Source organism: Kribbella sp. NPDC050470 (assembly GCF_044458365.1).
Taxonomy (GTDB): Bacteria; Actinomycetota; Actinomycetes; order Propionibacteriales; family Kribbellaceae; genus Kribbella.
Window position 1 is genome coordinate 1 of sequence record NZ_JBITHV010000025.1, and the last position, 19,163, is coordinate 19,163.

At 65.7% G+C, this 19,163-nt stretch carries 21 protein-coding genes and 2 pseudogenes; 15 read left to right on the top strand and 8 right to left on the bottom strand.

Annotated elements, in window-relative coordinates; genetic code table 11:
- Positions 1 to 171: 171 nt before the first annotated feature.
- The 3 genes from ACIBGM_RS44465 (at position 172) to ACIBGM_RS44475 (ending at position 1,792) form a co-directional block, all read left to right on the top strand.
- Entirely contained in the window at positions 172 to 630 is a 459-nt protein-coding gene (locus ACIBGM_RS44465; RefSeq protein WP_396389008.1) for a hypothetical protein, read from the top strand.
- Between the two features lie 95 nt (positions 631 to 725).
- On the top strand, positions 726 to 1,073 hold the full coding sequence (locus ACIBGM_RS44470; RefSeq protein ID WP_396389009.1) for a hypothetical protein: 348 nt from the start codon (positions 726 to 728) through the stop codon (positions 1,071 to 1,073).
- Positions 1,074 to 1,246: 173 nt separating this feature from the next.
- Positions 1,247 to 1,792, top strand: a complete 546-nt coding sequence (locus tag ACIBGM_RS44475; protein WP_360527460.1) for a CHRD domain-containing protein — start codon at positions 1,247 to 1,249, stop codon at positions 1,790 to 1,792.
- Between the two features lie 62 nt (positions 1,793 to 1,854).
- On the opposite strand, the gene ACIBGM_RS44480 is transcribed toward ACIBGM_RS44475, so the two are convergent.
- The 3 genes from ACIBGM_RS44480 to ACIBGM_RS44490 form a co-directional block, all read right to left on the bottom strand.
- The gene (locus ACIBGM_RS44480; protein ID WP_360527457.1) at positions 1,855 to 2,268 is read right to left on the bottom strand and encodes a hypothetical protein; all 414 of its coding nucleotides are present in this window, start codon (positions 2,266 to 2,268) and stop codon (positions 1,855 to 1,857) included.
- Positions 2,255 to 2,767, bottom strand: a complete 513-nt coding sequence (locus ACIBGM_RS44485) for a DNA/RNA non-specific endonuclease (protein ID WP_396389010.1) — start codon at positions 2,765 to 2,767, stop codon at positions 2,255 to 2,257. Before ACIBGM_RS44485 ends, ACIBGM_RS44480 begins: the two co-directional genes overlap by 14 nt.
- Positions 2,768 to 3,105: 338 nt before the next feature.
- Complete coding sequence (locus tag ACIBGM_RS44490) at positions 3,106 to 3,366, bottom strand: hypothetical protein (protein WP_360527451.1); 261 nt, start codon at positions 3,364 to 3,366, stop codon at positions 3,106 to 3,108.
- A gap of 442 nt (positions 3,367 to 3,808) precedes the next feature.
- On the opposite strand from ACIBGM_RS44490, the gene ACIBGM_RS44495 reads away from it, so the two are divergent.
- The 4 genes and pseudogenes from ACIBGM_RS44495 to ACIBGM_RS44510 all read left to right on the top strand — a co-directional run bounded on the left by ACIBGM_RS44495 (position 3,809) and on the right by ACIBGM_RS44510 (position 5,639).
- A complete protein-coding gene (locus ACIBGM_RS44495; RefSeq protein ID WP_360527448.1) occupies positions 3,809 to 4,516 on the top strand; it encodes a hypothetical protein in 708 nt (235 codons plus the stop codon).
- Between the two features lie 22 nt (positions 4,517 to 4,538).
- Positions 4,539 to 4,820 (top strand): annotated as a pseudogene (locus ACIBGM_RS44500) (RibD family protein); the annotation flags it as partial.
- A 167-nt stretch (positions 4,821 to 4,987) separates the two neighbouring features.
- The gene (locus ACIBGM_RS44505) at positions 4,988 to 5,203 is read left to right on the top strand and encodes a dihydrofolate reductase family protein (protein WP_396389011.1); all 216 of its coding nucleotides are present in this window, start codon (positions 4,988 to 4,990) and stop codon (positions 5,201 to 5,203) included.
- Entirely contained in the window at positions 5,190 to 5,639 is a 450-nt protein-coding gene (locus ACIBGM_RS44510) for a deaminase (protein WP_396389012.1), read from the top strand. The genes ACIBGM_RS44505 and ACIBGM_RS44510 overlap by 14 nt, the downstream gene beginning before the upstream one ends.
- A gap of 55 nt (positions 5,640 to 5,694) precedes the next feature.
- Here the strand turns inward: ACIBGM_RS44510 and ACIBGM_RS44515 are convergent, their stop codons facing one another.
- The gene (locus ACIBGM_RS44515) at positions 5,695 to 5,931 is read right to left on the bottom strand and encodes a hypothetical protein (RefSeq protein WP_396389013.1); all 237 of its coding nucleotides are present in this window, start codon (positions 5,929 to 5,931) and stop codon (positions 5,695 to 5,697) included.
- A 317-nt stretch (positions 5,932 to 6,248) separates the two neighbouring features.
- Between ACIBGM_RS44515 and ACIBGM_RS44520 the strand changes: the two genes are divergently transcribed.
- From ACIBGM_RS44520 to ACIBGM_RS44535, 4 genes are all read left to right on the top strand, one after another.
- Positions 6,249 to 9,347: a DUF3427 domain-containing protein gene (locus tag ACIBGM_RS44520; RefSeq protein WP_396389014.1), complete on the top strand. Its 3,099-nt coding sequence runs from the start codon at positions 6,249 to 6,251 to the stop codon at positions 9,345 to 9,347.
- Positions 9,348 to 9,425: 78 nt separating this feature from the next.
- A complete protein-coding gene (locus ACIBGM_RS44525; protein ID WP_396389015.1) occupies positions 9,426 to 9,890 on the top strand; it encodes a hypothetical protein in 465 nt (154 codons plus the stop codon).
- Between the two features lie 234 nt (positions 9,891 to 10,124).
- Positions 10,125 to 10,268, top strand: a complete 144-nt coding sequence (locus ACIBGM_RS44530) for a hypothetical protein (protein WP_396389016.1) — start codon at positions 10,125 to 10,127, stop codon at positions 10,266 to 10,268.
- Between the two features lie 106 nt (positions 10,269 to 10,374).
- Positions 10,375 to 11,349, top strand: coding sequence for an aldo/keto reductase (locus ACIBGM_RS44535; RefSeq protein WP_396389017.1), 975 nt, complete (start codon positions 10,375 to 10,377; stop codon positions 11,347 to 11,349).
- Positions 11,350 to 11,402: 53 nt separating this feature from the next.
- On the opposite strand, the gene ACIBGM_RS44540 is transcribed toward ACIBGM_RS44535, so the two are convergent.
- The 3 genes and pseudogenes from ACIBGM_RS44540 to ACIBGM_RS44550 all read right to left on the bottom strand — a co-directional run bounded on the left by ACIBGM_RS44540 (position 11,403) and on the right by ACIBGM_RS44550 (position 13,824).
- Positions 11,403 to 12,602, bottom strand: coding sequence for a plasmid pRiA4b ORF-3 family protein (locus ACIBGM_RS44540; RefSeq protein ID WP_396389018.1), 1,200 nt, complete (start codon positions 12,600 to 12,602; stop codon positions 11,403 to 11,405).
- Between the two features lie 11 nt (positions 12,603 to 12,613).
- Positions 12,614 to 12,922, bottom strand: a pseudogene (locus tag ACIBGM_RS44545) (hypothetical protein); the annotation flags it as partial.
- A 38-nt stretch (positions 12,923 to 12,960) separates the two neighbouring features.
- A complete protein-coding gene (locus tag ACIBGM_RS44550; protein WP_396389019.1) occupies positions 12,961 to 13,824 on the bottom strand; it encodes a LysR family transcriptional regulator in 864 nt (287 codons plus the stop codon).
- Between the two features lie 61 nt (positions 13,825 to 13,885).
- On the opposite strand from ACIBGM_RS44550, the gene ACIBGM_RS44555 reads away from it, so the two are divergent.
- A complete protein-coding gene (locus ACIBGM_RS44555) occupies positions 13,886 to 14,881 on the top strand; it encodes an aldo/keto reductase (protein ID WP_396389020.1) in 996 nt (331 codons plus the stop codon).
- A 185-nt stretch (positions 14,882 to 15,066) separates the two neighbouring features.
- Positions 15,067 to 15,378 carry a nuclear transport factor 2 family protein gene (locus ACIBGM_RS44560; RefSeq protein WP_360527388.1) on the top strand — a complete coding sequence of 104 codons (312 nt, stop codon included), beginning with the start codon at positions 15,067 to 15,069 and terminating at the stop codon, positions 15,376 to 15,378.
- A gap of 308 nt (positions 15,379 to 15,686) precedes the next feature.
- Here the strand turns inward: ACIBGM_RS44560 and ACIBGM_RS44565 are convergent, their stop codons facing one another.
- Entirely contained in the window at positions 15,687 to 16,574 is an 888-nt protein-coding gene (locus ACIBGM_RS44565; protein WP_360527385.1) for a LysR family transcriptional regulator, read from the bottom strand.
- A gap of 548 nt (positions 16,575 to 17,122) precedes the next feature.
- On the opposite strand from ACIBGM_RS44565, the gene ACIBGM_RS44570 reads away from it, so the two are divergent.
- A complete protein-coding gene (locus tag ACIBGM_RS44570) occupies positions 17,123 to 17,539 on the top strand; it encodes a hypothetical protein (RefSeq protein ID WP_396389021.1) in 417 nt (138 codons plus the stop codon).
- 545 nt (positions 17,540 to 18,084) lie between these two features.
- Positions 18,085 to 18,882, top strand: coding sequence for a L,D-transpeptidase (locus tag ACIBGM_RS44575; RefSeq protein ID WP_396389022.1), 798 nt, complete (start codon positions 18,085 to 18,087; stop codon positions 18,880 to 18,882).
- Positions 18,883 to 19,163: the final 281 nt, after the last annotated feature.

Below are 19,163 nucleotides of genomic sequence, written 5' to 3' on the forward strand. Positions count from 1 at the left end.
CAAGTCCCAATCTCCCAGCCCGCAAGGGCATCCTCGCGTTACGGCACGCACACCCCACCCAACTCACCTCAAACCATCGGTGGATCCAGGCTAAGCCAAGCAGCCAAGACCCAACAGCCTGGCGGCCTGCGCCACCGCGAGTTCCAGGCCCTGAAACAAGGGCTCCGCGCCGTGGCGGATGGCCGTGAGGAAGACTTCGATGGCAAGCGGCTGGGGCACCGCCGGCACGACCTCAGCGACTGCGCCGAGATCAAGCTCGACGTCGTCCCCGAGACGCGCCACAACATCGAGCTCGGCCCGTCGCACCGACTGATCTACCGCGAATTCGAGTCCGACGACGGCGGCCCGCCGTACCGCGAGGTCGTCGCGTTCGCGCATCGCAAGGACGACCGCCCTTTTGACGAGGCGGCCCGCCGCCTCGGCCGCGAGACTGGCGTGAGATCGCGGACGACGCGCGCCACCGCCCAGCCAGCCGGCATCGCCCCCATCCGCCAGCCCCTCCCACCCGACCTCCGCAAGGCCCTCGCAGCCGCCTCAGGCGTCGCACCCGCCCGCGCGGCCGGGCGATCGCCAACCCAACGCCCACCTACAACCCCACGCCGCGGCACACCACCCATCCGAGACCTCTAACCTGCACCGCGCCGCCTAAACCGCGCCAACAAGGTCACGCAGAACCCTGTGGATAACTCCGGCGAGACACCAGCCATCCTTCCTAGGCTGTTGCCATGGAATCCGAGCACCTCCTCCCCAACGGCGACCGCGTCCGGGTCCTCACGACCGCGGATGCCTCGAAGCACCTGCCCAACCTTCTGGAGCTCTTCCGCTCCGGTGAGGTCGAACCGCTGATCTTCGGCGACGCCGGCCAGCCCGAGGCCGTCGTCATCCCCTTCGAGGTCTGGCGCGCCCTCGTAGAAGTAGCCACCGACGAGGAGGGTTTCGACTCCAGCTACTCGGTCGTCCGCCATCGCCTTGCCAATCCGCAGCCCTCGGTCCCGATCGAGGACGTCGCCGCCGAACTCGGCCTCGATCTCAGCAAGCCGATCGACGACTCCGAGCTGCCCAAGTCGCAATGACGCAGTACCGCCCGCTCATCCATCCGGACGTGTTGCAGCTACTGGCCATCCGGGAGCTGTGACCGGCGCATACCTCATCGGCGCCCCAATTGAACCGCCCGGCCCTCCGCACCGTTCATCGGAGTGTGACGACAGTCACACCATCGACGTACGCCTCGGTGAGGGAGGAGCACATGGTGGCAAGAAGAGCACATCTACTGGCTGCGGCCATTGCGATCGGGGTAGTAGCCACGGCATCGGGCAGTGTGGCGACCGCAGGCCGTGACGACTCGGGCAATACGGTCCGCGAACAACTGTCCGGCTACGAGGAAGACCCGGCCCCGATCTCGACGGACGGCACCGGCCGGTTCCAGGCCCAGATCGACGACCGCAACGACCGGATCACCTGGCGCCTCAGCTACTCCGCCTTGGAAGGCACGGTCTCACAGGCCCACATCCACTTCGGCGGTAAGGCCCAGAGCGGCGGCATCAGCGTCTTCCTCTGCACCAACCTCGGCAACGGCCCCGCCGGCACCCAACCCTGCCCCGCGGCCCCCGCCACAATCACCGGCACAATCCGCCCCGCCGACATCATCGGCCCAGCCGGACAATCCCTACTCCCCGGCCAATTCGACGACTTCGTCAAAGCCATCCGCAACGGCACCACCTACGCCAACGTCCACAGCAGCGCGTTCCCCGGTGGAGAAATCCGAGCCCAACTAGACCACCACCACAACTGACCAAACAAACCCAGGGCGGGCCAACCGGCCCGCCCTGCTGATTGATCGAATCGACGCGGCCGTCAGACCTCTGCCCGGGACGGATGCCAGGCGGGGAGGTGCGCCGCGTCGCGTGGATACGCGCGCTGGTCATCCTCGAGCAGATCCGGCGTCCCACCACCCTCGAACGGCGGCGTGTCGTAGTCGAACTCAGCCTCGAGACCACCGCCTGGGGTCACGCTGAACACCGCGTTGTACCAGGTCCCCTTACCTTCCTCGTACATCGCATCGCGCAGGTCGTCACAAGCCATCTGCGCGTCGACATCGATGCTCGCCCCTGCATCAACCGACCCATCCAGCATCTCGACCGCCAGCTGAGTCTCCATGGTCGCCGCCACCGCAGAAACCTTCAGCGAAGCCTTCGCCCACCCTTCGGGAACCACCTCCACCATGGCCGACCCGATGGTCTCCAAAGCTGCTTGATCAGGAACCGGCATCTGTGTTTCCTCGTCTGCCCTGCCGGGCGTTCCGGATGGTCAGCTGCGTCACAACACTGTCGATCGAGTACCTGACGGCAATCAAGTCTGGACGATTCTTGTCGGAGCGATACACCAGGTCAATCTGCACCTCGACCTCCGAACCAGCCTCCAGCGCCGCTCGCCACGCGTTCTCAGCTTTCTTGTACGCACTCAGGTTGACGCTGTTGCCGACCATCGGCGTCAGGTTCATCTTGCCGATCGGACCGCGGAAGATCCTGGCAAAGATGTGCCCAGCATGGTCGCCGGGAAGCTTGTCATCGAGAGCCCGCTGTGCCCTCGTGTCACGAGGATGCTTCAAGTCGAGAACATCAAGCACCGCCTTGGCTCGAACCACACGACCGGCGCGATCGGTGTCGTAAAGAAACTGTTCATCGACCCTGATGGTGCTGTCAGGCGGTGGCCTGCTCAGAAGCTCCTTGTGATCCGGCTCCTCGGTTGACAACTCGATGATCGGCACGCTCGGCTTAGCCGGTCCATCAGGTGTGCCTGGTCGTGTCGAGCTCGGTCGAGCAGGGACCGTTCGTTCACCGCTGACCATTAGATCCGCCCACCCGCGAGCCTTCGGAGGCGTCCCAGCGGCCAGATGCGCCGCCCGCTCGCAGGCATCGGCCGCGGCTGCTAGCTGGTATGCCGCCTGCCGAGCAGCGGCGTTTCCAGACAGATGGTTCGCAATGAATGACGCGTTGTCTCGGCACTGCGCAGCGAGCCGCTGGAGATAGCTCACCATCGAGGGCACCTGATCGAGGCACTCGATCAGTCCCCGGGCAACCCGCTGCAGTTCGGAGGGCATTCGACCTAGATCTGATGCGCGTAACTAGCGCAGCCTGCCGCGGCCATCTGTAGTGCCTGGACCGCGTCACCGACGGCCTTGCCGGCCGCATCCAGCAACTCACAGATATCGCGATCAGTTCTGGTAGCCGATCCCGCAATCAGGGCCTGGACCTGTGCACTGCTCTGGCCGAAGTTGTTCTGGAAGCCGCCAAGGCTGCCGGCCGCTCGATTGGCCTCCATGGACATGTGGTGTAGCTGCTCTTTCAATTGCTGTACGACGGACATGTGGCTTCCTCACGTGGAAGGCGGGGGCCGGCGCGGGCGTCAGGACCAGCACACCGACCCCCGCTGCTCAGCTGGTCGATTGTCGAGGCTCGACGAACTCATGCTGGCGATGACTGCGCCTGCGCGAAATTGACTCAACCCGTGGACTCATCCCACACCCTGGGAGCACGCCGCTACGCTCAGTGGGTGGAGGTCCGCATTTGGGGAGGTCTGTGACTCGTCGACGGGTGTTCGATCCAGGCACCGTGCCGGTCTCGTTCTGGAAGAAGGCCGACGTACAGGTCGCGTTGGCACGGCGATAATCGCCGAGCTGTTTCGGAGCTATCTGATCGACTTCTACGATTGCACTCAGACTCAGCTCGCCCTTCTGACCGAGCACGACCGATCATATGTATCCAACTGGATACGGGGCACGCGCCACGGTCAGGTCTCCGACATCAACGTGCTGACGCGCATCGCGGAGGGCCTTCAGATGCCTGACAACGCGCGGATCCTCATGGGTTTGGCACCGGCAGATGCTCTCGTCTCGCCTATCCGCGACGAACGAGAACTCGCAAGGAGCATGGCGGCGCCCGCCGAACCAACTCGCATGCGAGTCGATGGATCTGACTCGTCAAGTGCGCGGATCGCGATTTGCGGCAGCAGAGCGCCTGAGACAAATTCTCGGATCATCGACGCGGCTGTGCGCTCGTTGGCCCGCCTGGTGATGATCCGACGCCTACTCGTCAACCATGGTCCGATCGGCATCGGGATCGAGGTGATCACGCACATCGCGGATCACTATCAACCGCCGGGACTGCGCGGAGCAGTTGCGATCTTCGGCCGCCGCAATGTGATCTTCGACGCCGAGTATGTCGTCATCGTCGGCGGTGGAGGTGGCACCCAAGCAGAGGCGGACCTCGCCATGTCGATGGGCAAGCGAATCCTGCCCCTTGGCGCCAGCGGCGGCACGGCGAAGGCGATCTACCATCAGACTCTCCGAGTTCCTCGGCTCTCGAGCTGGATGGCCGAGGCCACTCGGGCAACGCTCACCGCCTGCGCGGAACTCGACGGCGATGCCGAACCGACTGCGGTCGAGCGAGTGACGGATGATTTCGTGTACATGATCGACAACCTCGTCGAGTCCGAGCAAGGAGATCCGCGTGACTGAGCGCCCTTACGTACTGCTGTCGGTGGCAGCGTCGATCGACGGCTATATCGACGACCCCACAGACGAGCGTCTCCTCCTCTCCAACGACGAGGACTTCGACAGGGTCGACGAGGTACGTGCCGGAGTCGATGCCATCCTCGTCGGCGCCAACACGATCCGCCGGGACAACCCTCGGCTTCTGGTTCGCTCGGACGATCGCCGCAAGCAACGGTCAGATGCCGGCCTGACTGAATCTCCTGTCAAGGTGACCATCAGCGCCAGCGGGGATCTTGATCCCTCGTCGAAATTCTTCAGCACCGGCGACGTGGAGAAGGTGGTCTACGTCCCAACGTCGGCAGTCGACAAGACCACAGAATCCGTCGACCAGGTCAGCACTCGTAGATGCCGGCGCCACGGTCGAGCTCGGCTTCATCCTCGACGACCTCGCCAACCGCGGCATCGAGCGCCTCATGGTCGAGGGCGGCGGAAACCATGCATACCCAATTCCTGTCCGCCAACCTCGCTGACGAGATCCACCTCGTCATCGCCCCCTTCTTCGTGGGCGACAGCAGCGCTCCCCGATTCGTGGGCGACGCAGCATTCCCGCAGAGTCCCTCTCACCGGATGAACCTCGCCGAGGTCAAGCAAATCGGAGACGTCGTCCTTCTCCGCTACCTGCCGAGGAGCACCAGCGATGTCCAAGCCTGACGATCGCGCTCGGCTCCAACAGGCGATCGACCTCTCCCGATCCTGCCCGCCCTCCCCCACCGCCTTCTGTGTCGGGGCCATCATCGTCAGCGCCGAAGGCGAAGTCCTCGCCACCGGCTACTCCCGCGAAACCGACCCCCACGACCACGCCGAAGAAATCGCCCTCACCAAGATCGCCCCCGACGACCCCCGCCTCCGCGCAGCCACCATCTACACCAGCCTCGAGCCCTGCAGCCAACGAGCATCCCGCCCCCAAACCTGCACCCAACTAATCCTTGCCGCGGGCATCCCCCGAGTCGTCCTGGCTTGGCGAGAACCCTCCATCTTCGTCGACTGCGAGGGCGTGGAGATCCTTGAGGCCGCCGGCACCGAGGTGCTCGAATTCCCGGAACTCGCCGCCGAGGTCAAAGAGATCAACGCCTACCTGCTGGACTAACTGCACCAGCATCTGCGGTAGGCGCACCCGGGCGAGGTACGCCTACCGCAGAAAATCACTGCTGCCGTGGGGCCGCGCAGTCTGCGGCTGCGCTGACGAACGGTGCCGCCAGACGCCACAGATCGTCGATCAAGGCCTGATGGCCGGGATCTGTCTCCTCGTGCACCACGGATTTTACGATCTCGCCGGCGCTAGACAGCTCCAGGTAGCCGACTTCTCGCTGGGCCACGTCCACGTTGACGAAGTGCGGGTTGCGCCCCCGTCTGGCGCGTACTTCGGCCAAGTCATTCACGCTGCTCTCCAAACTAGTGGGTTAACTGGACAGTCCGTCACGCCCGGCCTGCGTTCGCGAGGTTCTGGGCGACGAACAGACACTGAAGAGCGGCACATCACCACGGCCGCGAGCCATCCTTTGGGCTCCTGGATCGCCAGGCCACATCCAGCCGACCTCCCCCATCGAAGGGGAGCGTCGGTGCGTCTGGGACGCCTTACCGCGATCACAAAGGACTTTAGCGGTCAGCCCATGGAGGAGGTACAGGACACGCTCGGTGGAACGTCATGGATTGTCGGCGCGGTCTGGCAAGCTCCTTCGCGAGGGGTGATAGCTAGATGGAGCCAGGGATTTACGACGCACTGGTCACGAACGGTCTGCTTGAGGCGATCAGCCAGGCGGATGGGCAGGTCGCAGTACTGCACAGCATTGACGATGCCGACCAGCCGGAGGTCCTCGCTCGGCATGTGCAGGACGCCGTACTGCGCGCATTGGCGAGTACGCGAGATCAGGGCCAACGAGTTGCGCTGATCAACGACCTGCTACAGCAGCTTGCGGCTCACAGCGATTCACTCCCCGAAGGCCAACCGCGGCAACTGCATGCGCTGCATCCCCCAGCGGCGCCAGGTGCCAACTCGTTCGGCGGCGTCCGTCCGAGCACGCCACTATCTGACGCAGCCTTGCTCACCAATGCCCACGGCGAGCCGTCGCTTGGACCTGAACTCCGCGCAGAGATCGACACCTCGGATGAGGTCGACCTGATCTGCGCGTTTGTGAAGTGGTACGGACTTCGCTTGCTCGAGCCGGAGCTGCAACGACTCCGACTCCGCGACGCCCCATTCCGCGTCATCACGACCACCTACATGGGTGCTACCGATCGGCCAGCGCTCGATCGGCTGGTCAACGACTTCGGCGCCCAGGTGAAGATCCAGTACGACGTACTGAGAACCCGACTCCACGCGAAGGCCTGGCTGTTTCGACGCAACACCAGCTTCGACACGGCGTACGTCGGCTCTTCGAACCTGTCCCGAGCGGCGATGCTAGATGGCATCGAATGGAACGTTCGGCTGTCGCGAATCGCTACACCGAACCTCCTCAACAAGTTCCGCGCAACCTTCGATACCTACTGGAACGACTCAACGTTCGAGCTCTACGACCCGCAACGCGACCGCGATCGACTCGATGACGCCCTAGCCGCACTGGGCAACCGGACCGCATCGGATCGGGTCACCATCTCGCTTGCTGGCCTCGAGGTGCGACCACGGCCTTATCAAGCCGAGATGCTTGAGGAGATCGAGGTCGAACGCGAGGTGCACGATCGGCACCGCAACCTGGTGGTGGCAGCAACGGGAACAGGCAAGACAGTGATCGCGGCACTCGACTATCGCCGCCTTCGTGACGCCGCAGCCAAGCGGGGTGAGCCGGCACCGTCTCTCCTCTTTGTCGCGCATCGCCGAGAGATCCTGCAGCAGTCCCTGCGAACCTACCGAGAAGTCCTAGCTGATGCATCGTTCGGCGAGGAGTATCACTCCGGTACGCGGCCGGAGCGCTGGCGGCACGTGTTTGCATCTGTTCAGGCGCTGACGTCGTACGACGTGACGACGATGCCGTCGGATTGGTTCGACGTTGTCGTCGTCGACGAGTTCCATCATGCTGCGGCACCAACCTATGGACGCTTGCTCAGACACCTTCAACCTCGAGAGCTGCTCGGGCTCACCGCGACGCCTGAGCGTACTGACGGATTCGATCTTCAGAGCTACTTCGGCGGTCGAACAGCCGTCGAGCTGCGGCTGTGGGACGCACTCTCAGCTGACCTGCTCTGCCCGTTCCACTACTTCGGCATCGCCGACGGCACATACCTCGCCGACCTGACGTGGAAGCGCGGCCGGTACGACGAACTACAGCTCGAGGAGCTGTACACCGGCAACGACCGCCGCGCCGCCATCGTGCTGCGCGAAGTCGAAGACAAACTGACTGACGTGCGGGCGATGAGAGCGCTTGGTTTCTGCGTCTCGGTCGCGCATGCCGAGTACATGGCCGAAGTCTTCACCAAGGCGGGAATCCCGGCCCGCGCCGTCTCCGGACTGACGCCGACGGCCGGGCGCGATACGGCTTTGCGCGACCTGAAAGAGCGCCGAGTCAACGCTCTGTTTGCTGCCGATCTCTTCAACGAAGGCCTCGATCTCCCTGAAGTCGACACGGTCCTATTCCTCCGCCCAACCGAGAGCCCAACGGTATTTCTTCAGCAACTGGGCCGCGGTCTACGCCAGGCAGAGGGAAAGCCCGTTCTCACTGCACTCGACTTCGTCGGTCATCAGCGCAAGGAGTTCCGCTTCGACAAGCGTTTCCGCGCGTTGACTGGCGATACCCGCAAGGGCCTGGAACGCCAGGTAGAGCAGGGCTTTCCGTTCCTCCCGGCTGGTTGTCAGATCGTCCTAGACAAGGTCGCGCAGGACGTGGTGCTCTCCAATCTCCGTACTCAGGTGGCTGGTCGGTGGCGAGACATGGTCAGCGAGCTCAGAGCGCACGGCGACCAGAACCTGCCGACGTTCCTCGAGGAGTCGGGCACCGAACTCAGCGACGTCCTACGAACCGGCCGCAGCTGGACCGCCCTACGCCGCGAAGCAGGATTGCGTACCCGCGAGGGCTCACACCACGAGGCCACGCTCCTGCGACGCGTCCGTGCACTCGCACATGTCGACGACCGTGAGCGCCTCCTCACCTACCGACGGCTGCTTCATGACGACGCACCGTCGTACGACGACTTGGGCACGACGGAGCGCTCCCTCGCCCGAATGCTCTTCTTCTCGCTTTGGCCGGATGGTGGCGGTTTCGCCTCCTACTCCGACGGCTTCAACGCACTCCAGCGAGAGTCGGCCCTGCGCGATGAACTGATCGAGGTTATCGACTTCGCGATGGATCATGCTCGCCACCGCACCCTGCGACTGTCCGGCCGACTGAGCGATCTGCCGCTTCGGGTCCACGCGCGTTATCAGCGTGAGGAGATCCTTGCTGCGCTCGACTACGCAAACTTGAAACGCCGACCGAGCACCTTCCAGTCCGGCGTCCTGTTCGAGCAGCAACGCAAGGTCGACGCCTTCCTCGTGACCTTGACAAAGTCCGAAGCCGACTACTCCCCCACAACGATGTACCGCGACTACGCGATAAGTCCGACGCTTTTCCACTGGGAGTCTCAGAGCAACACCTCCGTCGACTCCCCCACCGGCCAGCGCTACCTCAACCACCGTGCGCTGGATACCAACATCCTCATCTTCGCCCGCCAACACAATCGCACCGACCTAGGCACATCCCCGTACCTATTCCTAGGCTCAGCGACCTATACCACCCACACCGGCAGCCGCCCCATCGCTATCACCTGGCAACTAACCCACCCGATGCCCACCGAAGTCTTCCAGGCGGCTTCCGTCGTCGCCTGAACGCCTCCGAGAAGGTGCTGAGAACTCCCACTCGAGCGATCTCCAGGTCTAGCCTGGGCTTCAATTGGGGAGGTGGCGGTGGGAGCGACTGGGATCTTCTTGAAGGCTGGAGACGAACTCGTTCTGCTCAAGGCGCTCGAAGGTCGGGCCACGGCGGAGGACACCACAGTCGGGGCTTTGCTCGGCGAGCTGCGACCTGGGCTGGAGCCGGACGAGTTCTGGTCCGCGGTGGACTCGAACCTCATCGCCGGACGCATCCGCATGATCTTCGTCGCAGACGTACTGCCGCCGGAGCTCGTGCGAGTGATCGAGTTTCTCAACGAGCAGATGAGTCCGGCCGAGGTTCTCGGTGTGGAGCTTCGCCAATTCGTTGCCAGCACGGCTGTTGCCTATGTTCCTCGAGTGGTCGGCAGGACGACCGCCGCGATTGGCGCCAAGAACGTCAGCGGGCATCAGTGGACGCGGGAGTCGTTCCTGGAGGCGACGCGAGCGCGGTGTACTGCTCCGGAGATCGCTCTGGTCAGAGGCTGCTCGCGGACGTAGATGCGCGAGGCGTCAAGCCGTCTTGGGGTAGAGGAGCTACGCCCGGCGTCGGTGGCTGGTACGAGATCGAAGGCCGTCCGACTGCCGCTTGGGTACTGAACTTCAATTCGAACAGCCCGACCAGCAGGGCGTACTTGGTCTTCTACTTCGGCGACATGATCGACCGAAGGGATGCCGACGCAGGGCTAAGGATCGCCGCGCGGATCGACGCTGCAGCGACGAAGGCTCGAAGCGTTGCCAGCCTTGAAGCCCAAGCTTGCTGAAGCACGCGCCGCCGGCTGGAGAAAGTACCCGTCGGTCCGCCTCGTCGATGTGGTTGCCACTCCGCGGGCCACCGAGGTCGTGTTCGAGGCGATCACCCAGCTGACCGACCGCTGATGCCCGCCCGCACTACCTTCCTTGATCCCGACTCAGAAGGTTGAGTGATGCGTTTGAGTTGATTCTTTTGTTGGAAGTGTGGGCGGGTGCGCGGGAGGGTGGGGGTATGGACTTCACTTATCTTGGGCGTACAGGGCTGAACGTCAGTCGGATCGTGTTGGGGACCATGAACTTTGGGCCTCATACCGAGGTTGCGGATGCGCACGCGATCATGGATGCGGCGCATGAGAAGGGGATCAACTTCTTCGATACCGCCAACGGGTACGGGCGGGCGATCTACCCGGGGCGGACCGAGGAGATCATCGGGGAGTGGTTCGCGAAGGATCCCAAGAACCGTGAGAAGACGGTGCTCGCCACCAAGGTGTACGGCGACATGGGCGCGGACTGGCCGAACACGAGCAAGTTGTCGGCGCTCAACATCCGCAGGGCGCTCGACGCGAGCCTGAAGCGGCTGCAGACGGACTACGTCGATCTGTACCAGTTCCACCACATCGACCGGGCGACTCCGTGGGAGGAGATCTGGCAGGCGATCGAGGTCGCCGTACAGCAGGGGAAGATCCTGTACGCCGGATCCAGCAACTTCGCGGGATGGCACATCGCGCAGGCGCAGGCCGCGGCGGAGAAGCGCAACTTCACCGGCCTGGTGAGCGAGCAGTCGCTGTACAACCTGATCGTGCGCGACCTCGAGCGTGAGGTACTGCCGGCGGCTCAGCATTACGGGCTCGGCGTGATCCCGTGGTCGCCGCTGCACGGCGGCCTGCTCGGCGGCGTGATCCGGAAGGAGAACGAGGGCGTACGGCGGCTGGAGGGCCGGGCCAAGGAGACCCTCGAGAAGCTGCGTCCGCAGATCGAGCAGTACGAGGCGTTCGCCGACGAGCTCGGCCACGAGCCGGGCGAGCTCGCCCTGGCGTGGCTCCTCCACCAGCCGGGCGTGACCGGGCCGATCGTCGGGCCGCGGACGATGGAGCAGCTGGAATCCGCCGTACGCGCGGTCGACATCAAGCTCGACGACAAGGCCCTCGCCCGCCTCGACGAAATCTTCCCGGGCTACAAGACCGCCCCCGAGGACTACGCCTGGTAGTGGCTCACGGCCGTCGTACAGGTGACGAGCCGGTACGACGGCCGGCCGCCGGGTCAGGTCGTTCCGGGCCAAGTGCGCAGGGCCGCCCGGGCGAACGTCACTCCCTCCGGTGTGGCGATGTCCGACCTGCGGTGGCTGGGGTCGCCGACGAGAGCGCCGAGGCGACGCAGGACCGCTTTGGTGTCCCAGGCGGCGTCGTTCGCCATCCATCGTGTCATCGGCGTCCCATCCAGGCTCCCCCAGCCGATCGCGGTGAGTAGCACGGCAACCGTCGTGTCCGCGTCCTCGGCCGACCCGGCGGCAATGGCGGTCAGGAAGATCAGTCCGGCCTGGGTTTCGCAGGCGTCCTTGGAGGCTGGTGGCATCTTCTCGGCCAGATGCCACCACAAGGCGAGCGGGTCATCGCGGACGGCACGTCCCCGCGGCGTGAGTACGAGCGTCCCGCGGTACTTGCGCAGCAGGCCCATGGCCTGCGCCGTTTCCCGGAGGTCCAGGACCGGCAGGGTCTGGATCTCGCGGTTGCCCTTGCCGATCCACTGATCACTCAACCCGAGTTCTGCCATTGCCGCTTCGACGTGGTGTGGCGGCAGATAGCCGGCACTGGTCAGCTTGATGCCGTCACTTCCGACACGATCGAGCAGCCAGCTGTACGGCGAGACCATTCGCGCCGCGATATCCGCGTCTATCACCACAGTGGCGTCCAGCTTTGCATCCTCGATCAGCTGCTCGAAGCGGCATCTCGCGGCGACCGAGCCTAGCGAGACAGCGAGCTCGCCGAGCGGTCCGGGAAGATCTGCTTCACCTTGACCGGGCCGGGCCAGCGCGTGGTTGATCTCGTCGCGGTCGAACGGGATCGGCGCGTGGCCAGGCTCGACGACGTCGCCGTACATCTGCGCATAGTCGATGACCGCCTCAGCATGCTCGGGATGAGCGGGATCGAGAGCAGCCGTGATCAGCTCGTAGCCGTACACCCCGCCGCAGTCTTCGCTCGGGCCAGAACGCCGGCCGTCGGTGCAGACAGCCCGAGGGGCGGAAGCATCCCGTGGGTGCACGGATTCGAGCCTGATGACGTGCATCCAGCCGTCGCCGAAGTCATACAGGTAGAACAGCTTGTCTCCAGGGTTCGCGAGTAGCTCGTCGAGGCGTACGTCGGCTTCGGGTACGCCGGGCTCGCCCTCGTCGGCCTGGAACGGGCAAAGGTAGTGCTCGGCCATGGCGTGGTAGAAATCCTTGCCCGAGGCGAACTCGTGCAAGTGTGGCTGTCAGTCCAGCCAAAGGCGGTCTGAATGACGTCGTGGAACTCGTTCAAGAAAATGTCTGAGGCGAGTTCCAGCCGGCGCCACAGCGGGGGCTTGGTCCCAGCGAGGTCGACGCGCACCCGGTAGGTGACCACGTCGTCGCGGCGTGGTCGTCGGCGAGACTGCACTGGTGTCTTGGTGAACGGATCGACGCCAGCTGCCGCCAGGACCTGCGGAAGCAGTCCGTGTAGGTCGTTGGAATCCAGGCCGCCGATGAGCTGCTTGAACTGCTCGAGGATCTCAGCCGGCACCTGGGGATCGGGTTTCCGCGCCATGAGAAGACGCTATCGAGCCATGTCTATCTGCACGAGTCTCATTCGATCGAGTCGGTGAAGAGGTGGATGATGTCGCGGCGATCGTTGCGGCGCCAGGCGATGGCCAGCTCGGCGGGTGGAAGGTCCGGGACCGGGCGGAACGCCAGGCCGGGGCGTTCGTAGAGGTGGGCGTTGCCTTCGGCTATGAGGGCTACGCCCACTCCTGCGTTGACCAGTTCGAGGACTTCGTCGGCGGCGGTGGCTTCGGCGGCGATTGTTGGTGGGGTGGCGCGGGCGTCCAGGCCTAGCCAGAAGTCGCGCAACGGACCGGCTGCTGCGGGGAGGGCGACGAAAGGTTCGTTCAGCAATTCGGCGAACGGGATGTCGTCGCGGTCGGCCAAGGGGTGCCCGGCGGGGAGGGCGACCCAGCGGGGTTCGCGGACCAGGACTCGGGTGGCGATGTCGTCGAGGCCGAGTGGGAGCCAGAGGAAGGCGACGTCGCTGGTGCCATCGGCCAGGCCGGCGGTGGGGTCGTCCCAGCCGACAAGCCGCAGCGAGACCGTCCATCCGGGTGCGCGTTCGCGGAAACGGGCGACGGCTGGGCGTTGCAGGTCGCGACCGACGGCTGTCTGCATTCCGACAATCAGTTGCTGAGGATGGCTGAGTGAGCGCGCCTCGGTGTACCCGCGGTCCCAGGTCTCGAGCATCGTGCGTACGACGGGAAGCAGCGCGCTCCCCTGGTCCGTCAGCGCGAGGCCGCGGGGCAGCCTGACGAACAGATCGAAGCCGAGGCGGCGTTCGAGTGCTCGCAACTGCTTGGACAGCGCGGGTTGCGAGACGAACAGCCGGGCGGCCGCGGCTGTCACGGTCAGCTCCTCGGCCGTGGCGACGAAGTACCGGAGTTCCCGCAGGTGGGCGTCCATAACCAATGGTTATACCAACAGGTCTTGGACGGCGCCGCGGACCCGGACCAAAGCTGAAGCCATGACAACACTTCGCAGTCTTGGCGAACTTCAGGTGCCGGCGATCGGGTTCGGCGCGATGGTGCTCTCCCCCGGCATGTACGGCGAGATCGACGACGACCGCGGGGTCGCGGCACTGCAGGCGGCGATCGACAACGGCGGGACGTTCATTGACACCAGTGACGCGTACGGCGATGCCGGCCACAACGAGCGGTTGGTCGGGCGGGCGATCCGTGGCCGGCGTTCGGAGATCACGCTGGCGACCAAGTTCGGTCTCAAGCTGGCTGATGGCGCGCAGGCCCATCCGCTCAAGGTCGGGTTCGCGTTCGAGGAACTGCTGGTGAACGCGGAGCCGAAGTACATCCGGACGTACGCCGAGGACAGCCTGCGCAACCTCGGGACCGACGTGATCGACCTGTACTACCTGCACTTCCCCGACCCACAGGTGCCGATCGAGGACTCTGTCGGTGCGATGGCCGAGCTTGTTGCTGACGGCAAGGTTCGGCAGCTCGGGGTGTCGAACGTGACACCGGACGAGCTGCGGCGGGCGTACGCCGTACATCCGATCGCTGCTGTGCAGACCGAGTGGTCGATGTGGCGGCCGGTGGATCCGGAGCTTCTTGAGGTCGCGCGGGAGCTGGGCGTGGGCGTCGTACCTTGGAGTCCGCTGGGGGCTGGGTTCTTGACCGGGACCGTGCAGAAGCTCAGCGCTGATGACTTCCGGAACAACGCGCCGCGGTTCGGTGCCGACAGTCTGCAGGCGAACAATCAGTCGTACGCCGCACTGCAAGCGCTGGCCGTGGATCTTGGCATCACGCGGAGTCAGTTGGCGTTGGCGTGGTTGCTTCACCAGGATCCGGCAGTCGTGCCGATTCCGGGCAGCCGTACGCCGGCGCACATCGTGGAGAACCTGGCCGCGGCCGAGATCACCTTGCATCCGGACACGCTGGCTCGCGTCGACGCCGTACTCGCGCGGATCGAGCCCGTCGGCGCGACCCTGCTCCAGGACGCCCGGTGAGGCCGCTCGTCGTCGGATTGTCGGCAATCCTCTTGTTGACCGCGTGCGGAGGCGGGGCATCGTCAGCCGACGATCCGATTGCCGACAATCCGACAGTCGCCCAGCCGACAATCCCCCAGTCGACAACCTCAGCCCCAACTCCCGCAGGCCCAACCGCCTCGGGGACAGCCGGGAGGCCGGCAGTGATGCCGGCGGCTCAGGCGTACGTGGATGCGGTTGGGCGGGGTGATCTCGACGGGCTGGTGAATGCGTTCCACCCGGATGGGCGGATCGTCGACGTGTCGCGGACGATCGCCGGGCACGACGCGATTCGTATCTGGGCGCGCAACGAGGTCATCGGCGGCACGCTACGCGTGGTCGAGGTGGTCGAGCAGCGGGCCGACGGGCAGAAGTTGCTGGTGCACTGGGCACCCGAGGGTTCCGAGGGCTGGCGAGCGCACTACGACTTCACGGTGACGGACGGCCGGATCACGGTCGCTAACCTCCAGTACGCGTGACGCCGACCAAGCCGCGACGACTAAGAGGCTCAGCACCGCGAACCTGCAGCACGCGTGAGCACTGACCAAACCGCGACTGATTCAAGCCGCAGCATCGCGATCTGCAGGACGCATGAGCGGCCTCAAAGCTGCGACGGCTTACAGCCTCAGGGTCGCCGACCTGCAGCACGCGTGAGCACTGACCAAACCGCGACTGATTCAAGCCGCAGCATCGCGACCTGCAGTACGAGAGCTCCCACTAAGCGGGGACGGCTTGGAGCCCCGCGTCGTGAACCTGCGTTGCGGGTGACTGCCTGCCAGGAGTCGTGCTACGCGTGGACGGCGGTAGTGGGGAGCATGCCGATAAGTGCGTCGGCGGCTAGGGAGGCGGCGGGGCTGGTAGGGACGGCTACTGAGACCTGCCAGTCGGCGGCGCTTCCGGGGACCAGCGGGACGGTGGCGTGGTCGCCGCGCTTGGCGGAGATGCGTTCGGGTACGAGGGCCACGCCGAGGTTGTGAGCGACCAGGGCCAGAAGGGTGTGTACGTCGTTCACCTCGATTGTGACGGGGTGGGCGACGCCGGCGGCGGCGAAGGCGCGATCGGAGATGGAACGGGCGCCCCAGGTCGGGTCGAAGTCGACGAAGGACTCGCCCGCGAGGTCGGTCAGGGAGACCGCGGTCGCCGTGGCGAGCCGGTGGTCGGGGGCGCAGACGAGGACCATCGACTCCTTGGACAGCGGGCGGAGGTCGAGGCCGTCGACCGGGTCTCCGGCGGTAGCGACGAAGGCGAGGTCGAGGCGGCCGGAGGCGAGTTCGTCGAGCATCGGGGTCGAGCCGCCCTGGCGTACCTCGATCTCCACGCCGGGATAAGCGGAGCGGAACTTGGCCAGCAGCGCGGGTACGTCGACCACGCCCAGGCACTGCTCGAGCCCGACCGTGAGGTGACCGCGGAGCAGCCCCTGCACTGCAGCGACCGCGTCCTTGGCCGCTTCGGCAGCGGCGAGGGCACGGCGGCCCTCGCAGAGCAGGGCGCGACCGGCCTCGGTGAGCTCGACGCTGCGGGTGTTGCGTACGAAGAGCGAGGCGCGCAGCTCACGTTCGAGGGCGCGGATCGAGGCGGACAGGCCGGACTGCGAGATCGACATCGCCTCGGCGGCCCTGGTGAAGTGCTTCTGCTCGGCCACCGCGACGAAGTGCTCCAGATGCCTCAGCTCCATGACTAAGAACTGTAGTCGATCGAAAAACCTCCATTCTCCCCTCCCGCCTCTCGCACGCGGGCGGCCTGGGCAGAGCTGGGCACCCAAACAGCCAGGAGAACGCAGGACGAACCGGATCGGCGAGATCCGCACTCGACTCCCTACTCCGAGATAGGTGGGGGCCGATCGGGCGTGGACCGGGGCGTGGGGACCGGGGGCGTGGGACCGGGGCGTGGGGACCCGGCCCGGCGACCGCGCGTGGCGATCGGGCGTGCCGACCGCGCTGAACGGCGGGGCGAGACGACCAGACATGGCGACCGCGCTGGACGGCTGGGCGAGACGACCAGACGGGACGGCGGGGTGTGGCGACCGAGCGGGACCTCGGAGCGTGGCGACCGAGCGGGACCTCGGAGCGTGGCGACCGGGGTGGCGGCGACCGCGCGGGACGGCGGGCGCGGGACGACCGGGTGTGGAGACCGGCCGGGACGACGGGGGTGGCGACCGGGCGGGACTGTGGACGGGACGACCGGGCGGGACGGCGGGGTGGTGTGGTCGGTAGGGTGAGTGGCATGGCGGATGAGGAGTTTCGGGTTGAGGTCGAGCTCGGGAGCGATGAGCACGGTCTGTCGTTCTGGGAGCGGTTGCGGGCACTGGATCTGGACGACGACGCGCGCAAGCGGCTCGGCCGCCAGGTGACCGTCACCCGGGACGGGAACCGGATGCTGCTCTACACGCACACCCTCGAGGACGCGCAGGAGGCCCAGCGCACGGTCAAGGACCTCGTCGCCGAGGACAAACTCTCCGCCGAGTACACGATCACCCGGTGGAACGCGGCCGAGCAGGAGTGGGCCGACCCCGAGGTGCCGGTCGGCGAGCACGACGCCGCCAGCGACGCGGCGAAGAATGCCGGCATGGAGGTGCCGGACCCCCGGTACGTCGTCATGCAGGCCTACAAGCCCCAGTTCCTCCGCGACCTGGGCCTGTAGTCCGCCGTACCGCACCCCGCAGCCTCGGGCCGTGGTCCGGCATACCGCACCCCGCGACCTGCGGCTCTGGTCCACCGCACCGCACCCCCGCAACATGCGGCAGTAGCCCCGCGGACCCGCACTCCGCGGCCTGGAGCCATGGTCCGTTGTTCCGCACTCCCTGATCTGGGGCAGCAGTCCGCCGTGGCGCACTCCGCGACCTCCGGCAGTCGTCCGGCGCACCGCACCCCGCGGCCTGGGGCTGTGGTCCGCCGTAGCGCATTGGGTGATCTGGGGTTGTTGGACGGCGTAGCCGCTCTGCGGGGTTTAGGAGCGGTGGGCAACTAGATTGGTGGGGGCTGGCTGAGGTGCCTGGCGGGTGGGAAGGGGCGGGATGGGTACTGGTACAGGGGTGTTGCTTTTGGTGGGTGGTCGGCAACGGTTCGGTGACGGGGTGGGTAACGGCACGGCTGGGGAACCCCTTGGAGCACTAGTCTCGGCGTTTCGTTGCAGGCTCGAGCAGCGCGGTTCTGCGACTCTGACAATGCTGAGGGAGAGGGGAAATCGTGTCTCGTCGACGTGGTCTCGTTGCCGGTTCGGTCGTACTGTCGTTCGTTCTCGTCGGCTGTTCCGACGTGGCTGCGAGCGAGTCCAGTCCTTCGGACACCCCGTCGTCCTCCTCCAGCAGTACGCCGTCCAGCACGCCGAGCGCCACGCCGTCAGCCACTCCGTCGGCCACCCCGACCGCCAAGCCGACGACGGCTACGCCGAAGCCCAAGGTGAAGCAGAAGCCGCAGTACTACGCGCTGCGGGTGGAGCGGCAACTCGACAAGCTCGGGTACCCGGTGGGTGATGTCGACGGTGACATCACCGTGCGAGCGAAGCAGGCGCTGTGCGCGTGGCGCGAGACGCACGGGATGCCGGTGAGCCGCAAGGGCCTCACCCTGGCCGACGCATACTCGGTGCTCAACGCCGCCCGGAAGCCGGTGCCGACGCGCGAGCCCGGGATCTACGTGAACAAGACGTGCCAGGTCGCGTACCAGATCGTTGGCAAGGCCTACAAGCGGATCGTCTGGGTCTCGACCGGTGCCCCCGGCTACGAAACCCCGAACCGCACCGGCAAGGTCTGGCGCAAGTGGGCCGGCGCGCACGAGAGCAGCCTCTACCCGGAGTCGTACATGTACGACTCGCTCTACTTCCTCCGCGACCGCCCCGGCATCGCCCTGCACGGCTCCCGCGTCAACTCCCTCGTCAGGCCCTACCCCGCCAGCCACCGCTGCGTCCGCGTAACCCGCCCGGAGATCACCCAGATCTTCAAGGAAACCCCGATCGGCACCAAGGTCCAGGTATACGGCGACTACTGATAGCCAACAAAGCAGAGGCAGTAGGGACGAGCACCAAGGTCCAGGTGTACGGCGACTACTAAGCCAATCGACGGGGCACTGAACCAACCGAGCGGGGGAAAGCATGCGACAGGTAGCGCTCGCTGTTGCCTGCGTACTTGCTCTGACCGGGTGCGACGGGGACCCACCACCTCAGAGCGCGCCACCGGAAACTGTTGTGCCGCTGTCCGAAGCACAAGCCCTGAAAGCAGCGCTCACGGTGCGGGACATGCCGAGGGGCTGGGACGGCGGCACGGCAGTGG